This window comes from Actinomycetospora rhizophila (genome assembly GCF_042657905.1).
GTDB classification, from domain to species: domain Bacteria; phylum Actinomycetota; class Actinomycetes; order Mycobacteriales; family Pseudonocardiaceae; genus Actinomycetospora; species Actinomycetospora rhizophila.
The window spans coordinates 142,195-150,952 of the sequence record NZ_JBHSKG010000019.1; the positions used below are offsets into that span (position 1 = coordinate 142,195).

Sequence of the window (8,758 nt, forward strand, 5' to 3'; positions counted from 1 at the left end):
TCGGCAGCCATCTGCGAGGTGAGGAGATCACAACGGCCGAGTGAGACGAGCCACGTCACGTTGCTCTCTTGTTGGTGGCTAGCTCAGGAGCACCACCGGTCGGGGACCACGTCGTGGGCAGGGCAACAAAGGGACGCTGAACATGCACTTGTACGCAGACCGGTGACAGCAAGCTACCAATCGAGCAACTCCCCCCTTCGGACGACCCACCCAGAGACTCGTACCGAGGACGGTGAGACAACCATGGAAGGTGGATGGCACGCGGAGGTTGTCTGGCTGTTCGGCCGCAAGGCTGGTCGGGCGCGGAATACGGGCATGAACCCCCATCGCCTCAACGGTGCATACCGTCGGCGCGGCGGGCGATGTCCATGACGTAGTCGCCGTAGCCGGAGCTGGCCTGGCGCCGGCCGAGGGCGTAGGCCTGGTCGGGGGTGATCCAGCCCTTGACGAGGGCGATCTCCTCGAGGCAGGCGAAGCGCACGCCTTGGCGGTGCTCGAGGACCTGCACGTACTGGCTGGCCTCGATCAGTGATTCGTGGGTGCCGGTGTCGAGCCAGGCGAACCCGCGCCCGAGGTCGATCAGGCGGGCGTCGCCGCGCTCGACGTAGGCGCGGTTGACGTCGGTGATCTCGAGCTCGCCGCGCACCGAGGGGGTCAGGGTGCGGGCGATGTCGAGGACGTCGTTGTCGTAGAAGTAGAGCCCGGTGATGGCCCGGTTGCTGCGGGGCCGCGCGGGTTTCTCCTCGATGGACAGCAGCAGCCCGTTCTGGTCGGCCTCGCCGACGCCGTAGCGGCCGGGGTCGCGCACGGGGTAGCCGAACAGCACGCAGCCCTTGTCCGCGTGCAGGGTCGCGGCGGCGTCGCCGAGGATCCGGGCGAAGCCCTGGCCGTGGAAGATGTTGTCGCCCAGCACCAGGGCGGCGCTGTCGTCACCGACGTGCCCGGCGCCGATGAGGAACGCCTCGGCCAGCCCGTTGGGGGCGGGCTGCTCGGCGTAGGAGAACGACACCCCCAGCTCGGCGCCGTCGCCGAACAACCGGCGGAACGCGGGCAGGTCGACCGGGGTGGAGATCACCAGGATCTCCCGGATCCCGGCCAGCATCAGCACCGAGATCGGGTAGTAGATCATCGGCTTGTCGTAGACCGGCAGCAGCTGCTTGGACACCGCCCGGGTCACCGGGTGCAGCCGGCTGCCGCTCCCGCCGGCCAGCACGATGCCCTTCACCCGGTCCCCCAGTTCGCGCCCCAGTCCGCGTCGGCCCCCTCGACCACGGGGGAGCGGCCGATCAGCGGGCGCCACCACGCCTCGTTCCCGCGGTACCAGTCGACGGTCGCGGCGATGCCCTCGTCCCACCCGACCCGCGGCGCCCACCCGAGCTCGCCGCGCAGCTTGGTGGTGTCGAGCAGGTAGCGCCGGTCGTGGCTGGGCCGGTCCGGCACGATCGTCTTCAGTTCCGGTCCCAGCCCCAGCGCACCGAGGACGCTGTCGGCGATGCCCTCGATGTCGACCTCGTGCCCGGAGCCGACGTTGTAGGTCTCCCCGACCCGCCCGTGGGTCAGCACCGCGTCGATGGCGCGGGCGTGGTCGTCGACGTGCAGCCACTCGCGGCGGTTCTTCGTCGACGCGTAGAGCGGCAGCGGCTCGCCGGCCAGCGCGCGGGTGGTGAACAGCGGCACGACCTTCTCGGGGAACTGGAAAGGCCCGTAGTTGTTGGCGCAGTTGGTGATCGTCACCGGCACGTCGTAGGTCAGCCCGTAGGAGCGCACCACGTGATCCCCGCCGGCCTTGGCCGCGTTGTACGGCGTGCGCGGCCGGTACGGAGACTCCTCGGTGAACGCCTCCTCCACATCGAGGGGCAGATCGCCGTACACCTCGCAGGTCGAGATGTGGTGGAACCGGGCGACACCCACCCGCCGCACCGCCTCCAGCAACTGCTGGGTGCCCATCACGTTGGTCGCGAAGAAGTCCCCCGGGCGCAGGATCGCCAGGCTGTTGTGCGACTCGGCGGCGAAGTTCACCACCACGTCCACCCCGCGGCTGCGCAGCAGGTGGGCCACCAGCTCGGTGTTGGCGATCGACCCGTGCACGAACTCCACGCCCGGCAGACCCTCGACGTTGCCCCGCACCCCGGCGTAGGTCAGCGCGTCCAGCGCCACCACCCGGTCACCCGGGTGCTCGCGCCGCCAGTACCGCACGAAGTTCGACCCGATGAACCCCGCGGCACCGGTCACCAACAGCGAAGTCATCCGCCCCCCTGGTCTCGACGCTTCGAAGCGATCGTGCCGGAGGTACGCTCTGTAACCTAAGTTAGACGTTGAGTAGTTGCGCAGGCGTCCTTCGGGCGGAGCACATGGGGGTCCGAGTGCCTCCTACTCTCCGAGGTGTGCAGGCACGAGAGCTTCAAGTGCCCGGAGCGTGGTTGTTCACTCCGCCGATCTTCGCGGACTCTCGTGGCGCCTTCACGGCGCCATTCCAAGCGGACGCGTTCCGGGAAGCAGTCGGACATCCCTTCAAACTTGCTCAGGCGAACACCAGCTTCTCCCGGCGTGGCGTGCTGCGCGGCATCCACTACGCCGACGTCCCGCCCGGGCAGGCCAAGTACGTCCAGTGCGTGTCGGGGTCGCTGCTCGACGTCATCGTCGACATCCGGGTTGGGTCGAAGACTTTCGGTCAGTGGGACGCCGTCGTCCTCGACCCCAAGACGATGTCCGCGACATACCTCTCGGAGGGCCTTGGGCACGCATTCCTGGCCCTCGAGGACGACACTGTAGCGAGCTATCTGTGCTCGACGCCGTACAACCCTGGTGCTGAGCACGGCGTGAGCCCGCTCGACCCAGCTCTCGGACTGCCATGGGGCCAGTACGTCGCGAGTTCGGACCTTGTTCTGTCGGAAAAGGACCGCGCCGCCCCGACGCTCACGGAAGCAAGCGAGGTCGGCGCCCTTCCGACCATCGACGCCTGTCGAGCCAGGATCAGCGATCTTCGAGCCTGACGTATGTCAGGCTATAGAGCATCAGTGTCCTTCGGATGGCGGCTGGGCTGGTGTCGCCAGCACCTTCACGATCAATGCCGTGATCGACTCGAAGGTGAAGCTCCGGCGGACGGTGAATCAGGCTCGGTGGTGGGCGGTCGTAGCCTTCGTCGGGGCCATCGCGCTCGCGTCGCTGGCGCTCGCGATCTTCGGGTCACTGGCTACAGACGCGGTAGTGGCGAACGATGTCGTCAAGGCGGCGATCCAGGTGCTGGGCGTAGCCGTCGTGGGTGGAGTGGTCGCCTTCGCTGTGTCGGCGCTCCAGCGAGAGAGGGTTGAGCGCTACGAGGAGCTGCGACGAGACGCGGATCGATTTATTGAGGACCGGCGCCGGGAGGATGACTTCCTCCTTCGCGTTCACGACGACACGATCTCCAGCTACAACGAGGTCAAGAAGACACGACGCATGTGCACCGGGGCGCCCAGGGGCGTTGAGGGGCGCACAGTCGTCCCATTCGTGGTGTACGAAGCGAGCATCTCCGAGATCAACGAGCAGCAGCTCATTTTCGAGAGGATGGCGCGGCAGGTGCCGCTCATGGGCTCGGTCGATCTCTACAACCGCACCGACTCGCAGGGCGCACGCAGGACCATTTCCGTGTGGCGGAAGTCTACCTTAACCGTGTTCTCCAGGAGTACCAGCGCGGACGCGGGGAGGTCAGAGCCGGGGACGACCTCAATGTGCATCCGGAGCTCCCGCAGTACGCCCTGTTCCTCTTCGACGTCCAGCGATTCAAGGAGCGCTTCAGCGCGCCGATCGGAGCCATCACCTCGGTACTCGAGGCGCGCATCAGCCGACCTGTCGAGCTGCCCCGGGAGCCGCGCCGCAGACATCGTGACCCTCGACTAACGATTGGTCCGCGCCGCCCGCTTGAGTCGAGCCGATGCCGCCCTGGGCCGCGGTAGCTTTCAAGGCCGCCTAACGCGAACGACCGGTGAGCGCCTGGACTCCGTGGGAGTGTATTCGGGGTGATCGTCGGAAACTCTCGACGCGCTCGGGCTCGCGTTGCCGGCGGGGTGCTCGTCCTGCTGGCGGTGACGCTCGCGGCGTGCACGCCGAGTCAGCCCACCCTGCCGCCGACGCCTACCCGCCCGACGGTCGTCGGGCAGCCGGCGCCGGCCGAGGTGCGAGACCTGGGCCCGTACCTCAAGTTCCCCTGCAACCTCGTGGCGCCGGGGGCCGTCGGCGAGTTCCGTCTGAAGGAGATCGCCGCGACACCGCCGGACCCGCAGGTGCCCGGGGAGGAAGGGGACTGTGTCGCCCAGATGTCGCGGGACGACCCGGGCGAGACCGAGGACGACGTGGTCATCACACCGTTCGACCGCGACATCGTCGCGGAGGAGGAGGATCGTGTCGCCGGGCTGACCCCGGTGCCGCCGGTGGCGGGGCTGCCGGCCGGGCTGCGCAAGAACCCTGGGCCCGACGAGTGCTCGGTCTACGTGCGCACCGCGCAGGACCAGGGTCTACGGGCGTCGCTCACCCGCTACGAGCCCGACCGGCCCGGGGCGGCGTCGTCCTGCGACACGGTGGTGCGCCTGGCGGGCGCGGTCCTCGGGTTCGTGCCGCGCACCAGGCAGTAGCTCAGCCGAGCGCGCTGCGGATGCGGCTGACGCCCGGCTCCTGCGCCGGCAGCTGGCTCGCCTCCTGGACCTCGGGAGCGAAGTCCGCGGCAGGGCGGGCGGGGGAGGCGAAGTCGTCGTAGCGGAAGTTCGGGTTCGCGACGTCGGTGGAGGGCGGTAGCGGGTCGCGGAGCAGGCCGGTCTGGGTCGCGTCGTAGCGCGCGAAGGTCTGCTGGCTCTGGCCCTGCACGTCGACGAACTCGGCGTTCATCCGCGCCAGCAGGCCGGCGCGTTCCTGGCGCACACGGTCGACGACGACCTCGGGGGAGGTGGCGGTGAGGTCGATCGTGGCGAGGGTGGCGGTGGCGCCGACGGCGATGATCCCGACCCCGAGCGCGGCCCCGAGCGCGCTGGAGGAGGCGAGGGCGGCGAGCGTCGACTGGGCGATCCCGCTGGTCAGGGCGATGTCGGCGCGCATCTGGCCGACCTGCTCGGCGTCGACGAGGGCGCGGCAGGCCACGGCGCCGCCGTGCAGGATGGCGACGAGGTCGCGGCGTGCGAGTCCGGCGATCTTGTAGGACGCGAGGAGGTAGCCGCCGAGCAGGGTCATCGCCCGGGCCTGCTCGACGGCGAAGTGCTCGACGCGGTCGAGCTGCGTGCGGAAGGCGTCGGCGCCCGCGCCCTGCCAGGAACCGAGCCGGCGGACCGCGGCGGTGTGGCTCTCGAAGAACGACCCGGAGCGCGGGGAGCCCTCGTCGAGGAACTGCAGGGCCTCGACGATGCCGGTCGCGACCTGGTGGAAGCCCTCGGGACGCAGCTCGAGCACCGGGGTGAGGGAGTCGAGCATCTCCTGGCGGACCTCGTCGACGTCGGGCATGGACATGCCCTGCACGAGCTCGATCGCGCCGGCGAAGGGCAGCGAGTACACCCGCTGGATCACGAACCCGTAGGCGTCGGCGAACGCGTGGGCGGCGCCGATCACCTCGTCGTCACCCGGGACGTCACCGGCCATAGGAGGCGCCGGTCTGCTGGTCGGCCCGCTGGTAGAGCGCGTGGATGTCGAGCAGCGCCTGCCGCGTCTCGACGGTGGCACCGCGCCCGCGCTGCTGCCGGTCGAGCAGCCGGCCGTTGAGGCCCTGGACGGCCAGCAGGAGGTCGCGCGCCGCGGCGGTGCCGGGCGCCTCGACCATCGGGACGGGGTCGATCGGCCACGCGGCCAGCGCCTGGTCGAGCGCGGTGATCATCTGCTGCATCGACTGGTCGGCGCAGCGCTGGAGATCGGCCATGTCGACCTCGAACCCCTGCCCCGCCCCCGGTCCGGTCATGGCTCGCACGGTGGCACACCGACTGTCCGTCGCGGGGCCGAATGAGCATTCCGGCCACCCCGTCGAGGTCGTCATCGCGCGCCCGGCGCGGTCGCCCCCGACGGGCACACGGTGGCGGCGCGGACCTCGACCGCGCCGACCGACCCGTCGGCCTCGCGGTGCACGACGACACGGCCGGCGACGGCACGGGGTTCGTCGTGGCAGCTCGCGTCCCCGATCTTCACCGCGACGGGGACCGGAGCCGGGCTCGGCTCCGTCTCCGGGGCCGCCGCGAGCACGCTCCCGGCGACGATCCCGAGCGCAGCGAGCGTGGTGGCGGCGCCCAGCAGCACCTCGCGGGTGAGGGAGCCGCGCGCGCCGGCCATCACGGTTCGCCAGCCGCCGTGGTGACGCGGGGCGGCGATGGCCTCGGTCCGGGCCGCGTGGGATCCCGGTGCGGACCGGACGGGACCGCTGACGCGGCCCGGCACGAAGGGGTCGGCGGTGTGCAGCGAGCCGGCCCGGGCGTGCTCCATGACGTGGTCCCCTTCCGCCCGCTCCCGGGCGTTCCTGCGGAGACCTGATCGGCCTCCGTCCGGGGCGGAACGCTAGGCAGCGGGACGACGGCGACCCATCCCCGAGCGTGGGGGTGGTTGCGTCCGACCCGTCGCTCTCCCGCAGGGCTGACCTGCAGTTCCCGTCGTCGGCAACCCCCGGGCTCGGGGGTCGTCCCGGCTCCCGGTCGGTGACCACGATCCGTCGCGCCGCACCACTCCCACCGCGAAGGCAGGTCACCATGCCCGAGATCACCAGCACGACGCTCGCCCGAGGGATCGTCGCCGCCGTCACCGCCGCGCTGATCGTCGGCGGCACCGTCGGCGCAGGCACGGCCACGGCCGACGACACCGAGAACAGGAGCTATCCCGGCTGCCCGCTGCTGCTCGAGGGGCAGAGGCACAGCTGCGTGGAGCGGCTGGAGCGCGACCTCGTCGCCGTGAATCCCGCCTACGAGCTGACGCCGGACGAGTTCTTCGGGGCGGACACCCGCGTCGCCGTGCTCGACTTCCAGGGACAGCGGCGGCTGCCCGCGGACGGCAACGTCGGGGGCCTGACGGCGGACGCCCTCGCGCGGGAGGCCGAGCCCCCGGCACCGTCGGAACAGTGCCGGGAGGGTGACCGGGGTCAGGCGTCCGAGCTCGCCGACCGCGGCTTCACCACGGTCCAGGAGCAGACGCTGCGGGGCGGCGCCTACGAGGGACTCACGGTGTCGATCCGGGCGTCGGACACCGTCCCCGGGTGCGCCTGGGGGCTGATCTCCGCGCAGGACGACCCGCTGAGCCTCGAGGTCCACCAGGTGTGGGTGGACCGGTCGCTCGACGGGGGCGTCACCTGGGAGAAGCAGCCGGAGCGGACCGCGGGACTGTTCTCCGGCGTGACCCACACCGGCGTCTACGACGCCACCGCGCCCGCGTCGATCCGAGTCTGCGGGGTCAGCTACCACCAGCCTCTGTCCGCGCCGTCGCAGGAGGCGCAGTACGAGGTCCCGGACCAGAGCCCGTATGTCTGCACCGACTGGTGGACCCAACGCTGAAGTACTCCCCGTGACGACGGGGCTGGACGGTCGTGTCGATGCTCCGTTCGACTGAAGCCGGTCGGAGCATCGACATGACTCCTCGTTACGGCTAACGCCGCCACCGGTGTGGGCGATGCCTCCCGCGGAGACCAGGATCGACGCCGCGGGGGGCGCACCACATGGAGAACGAGCCGTTCGGCGAGTACGTCCTGCAGGAGCTGCTGGGACGCGGCGGCATGGGCGAGGTGTTCCGCGCCTACGACACGAAGCGCAAGCGCACCGTGGCGCTCAAGCGGCTCCCGGCCGCGCTGGCCCGGGACGAGACGTTCCGCAAGAGGTTCCGTACGGAGTCCGAGGTCGCGGCGCGCTTGAACGACCCGCACGTCCTCCCGATCCACAACTTCGGCGAGATCGACGGACGGCTCTTCATCGACATGCGCCTGGTGGCGGGCTCAGACCTCGCCGCCCTGCTGACCCGCCGCGGGCCCCTCGAGCCGTCGGTGGCGGTCGACGTGCTCACGCAGATCGCGAGTGCTCTCGACGCCGCGCACCGCGACGAGCTGGTCCACCGGGACGTGAAGCCGTCGAACGTGCTCCTCGTCCTCGACGACGACGAGTCCGAGATCGGCTTCGCCTACCTGACCGACTTCGGCGTGGCCCAGGTCGGCGGGGAGGACACCTCGCTGAGCACCACGAACGCGGTGGCCGGCACCCTCGACTACATCGCGCCCGAGCGCTTCACCAGCCGGCGGGCGGGTCACCGCGCCGACATCTACTCCCTCGGCTGCGTCCTGTACGAGATGCTCTCCGGCGACCGGCCGTTCCCGGTGCAGAGCCTCCCCGAGGCCCTGCACGCGCACATCTATCTCGAGCCGCCGAAGCCGTCCGAGGCCGTGGGCGGCGTGCCCGCCGGTCTGGACGCCGTCGTCGCCCGCGCCATGGCGAAGTCGCCCGACGACCGCTACCCGACCTGCGCGGCGATGGCGGCCGACGCCCGCGCCGCGCTCGCCGGGCGGCAGGTCGAGGACGGTGTCGGTCCGGCGGTGCTCCCGGAGGCTCTGATCCCGACGGCCTACCCGGCGCCGGTCGCCGTGGACGCCGCGCCCTCGACGCTGCCGCCCGCGGCGGGGGCCGAGGACGACGGGGAGCGCGAGCCGGAGGCTGCCGAGCCGGCGCCCGCTGCTGCCGCGGACCCCGCGCCGTCGCCCTCCGCGCCGACCGCCCTCCCGCCCACGGCCCCCGTCACGCCCGCGGCCGCCCCGGCGCCGGGGGCCGCCGCGCGCCCGCGCCGC

At 71.2% G+C, this 8,758-nt stretch carries 10 protein-coding genes; 5 read left to right on the forward strand and 5 right to left on the reverse strand.

All coding sequences use genetic code 11. The annotated features are described in order from the left end of the window. Nucleotides 1-331: 331 nt before the first annotated feature. Both rfbA and rfbB read right to left on the reverse strand, forming a co-directional pair. On the reverse strand, nucleotides 332-1,225 hold the full coding sequence (gene rfbA / locus ACFPK1_RS27385) for a glucose-1-phosphate thymidylyltransferase RfbA (RefSeq protein ID WP_378024121.1): 894 nt from the start codon (nucleotides 1,223-1,225) through the stop codon (nucleotides 332-334). Continuing rightward, complete coding sequence (gene rfbB, locus ACFPK1_RS27390; RefSeq protein WP_378024122.1) at nucleotides 1,222-2,247, reverse strand: dTDP-glucose 4,6-dehydratase; 1,026 nt, start codon at nucleotides 2,245-2,247, stop codon at nucleotides 1,222-1,224. The genes rfbA and rfbB overlap by 4 nt, the downstream gene beginning before the upstream one ends. Nucleotides 2,248-2,384: 137 nt before the next feature. On the opposite strand from rfbB, the gene ACFPK1_RS27395 reads away from it, so the two are divergent. The 3 genes from ACFPK1_RS27395 (at nucleotide 2,385) to ACFPK1_RS27405 (ending at nucleotide 4,610) form a co-directional block, all read left to right on the forward strand. Continuing rightward, nucleotides 2,385-2,993 carry a dTDP-4-dehydrorhamnose 3,5-epimerase family protein gene (locus ACFPK1_RS27395; protein ID WP_378024123.1) on the forward strand — a complete coding sequence of 203 codons (609 nt, stop codon included), beginning with the start codon at nucleotides 2,385-2,387 and terminating at the stop codon, nucleotides 2,991-2,993. A gap of 79 nt (nucleotides 2,994-3,072) precedes the next feature. Beyond that, nucleotides 3,073-3,879, forward strand: a complete 807-nt coding sequence (locus ACFPK1_RS27400; RefSeq protein WP_378024124.1) for a hypothetical protein — start codon at nucleotides 3,073-3,075, stop codon at nucleotides 3,877-3,879. 167 nt (nucleotides 3,880-4,046) lie between these two features. Beyond that, the gene (locus tag ACFPK1_RS27405; protein WP_378024125.1) at nucleotides 4,047-4,610 is read left to right on the forward strand and encodes a DUF3558 family protein; all 564 of its coding nucleotides are present in this window, start codon (nucleotides 4,047-4,049) and stop codon (nucleotides 4,608-4,610) included. 1 nt (nucleotide 4,611) lies between these two features. Here ACFPK1_RS27405 and ACFPK1_RS27410 read toward each other — a convergent pair whose 3' ends face one another. The 3 genes from ACFPK1_RS27410 to ACFPK1_RS27420 all read right to left on the reverse strand — a co-directional run bounded on the left by ACFPK1_RS27410 (nucleotide 4,612) and on the right by ACFPK1_RS27420 (nucleotide 6,429). After that, nucleotides 4,612-5,601 (reverse strand): hypothetical protein, encoded by a 990-nt coding sequence (locus ACFPK1_RS27410; protein ID WP_378024126.1) that lies wholly within the window; start codon nucleotides 5,599-5,601, stop codon nucleotides 4,612-4,614. Next, on the reverse strand, nucleotides 5,591-5,914 hold the full coding sequence (locus ACFPK1_RS27415; RefSeq protein ID WP_378024127.1) for a hypothetical protein: 324 nt from the start codon (nucleotides 5,912-5,914) through the stop codon (nucleotides 5,591-5,593). Before ACFPK1_RS27415 ends, ACFPK1_RS27410 begins: the two co-directional genes overlap by 11 nt. Before the next feature lie 71 nt (nucleotides 5,915-5,985). Further along, on the reverse strand, nucleotides 5,986-6,429 hold the full coding sequence (locus tag ACFPK1_RS27420) for a hypothetical protein (RefSeq protein WP_378024128.1): 444 nt from the start codon (nucleotides 6,427-6,429) through the stop codon (nucleotides 5,986-5,988). Nucleotides 6,430-6,689: 260 nt separating this feature from the next. Here ACFPK1_RS27420 and ACFPK1_RS27425 point away from each other — a divergent pair, with 260 nt between their 5' ends. Beyond that, complete coding sequence (locus ACFPK1_RS27425; RefSeq protein ID WP_378024129.1) at nucleotides 6,690-7,484, forward strand: peptidoglycan-binding domain-containing protein; 795 nt, start codon at nucleotides 6,690-6,692, stop codon at nucleotides 7,482-7,484. 161 nt (nucleotides 7,485-7,645) lie between these two features. After that, a partial coding sequence (locus tag ACFPK1_RS27430) for a serine/threonine-protein kinase (protein WP_378024130.1) occupies nucleotides 7,646-8,758 on the forward strand: 1,113 nt, incomplete at its 3' end.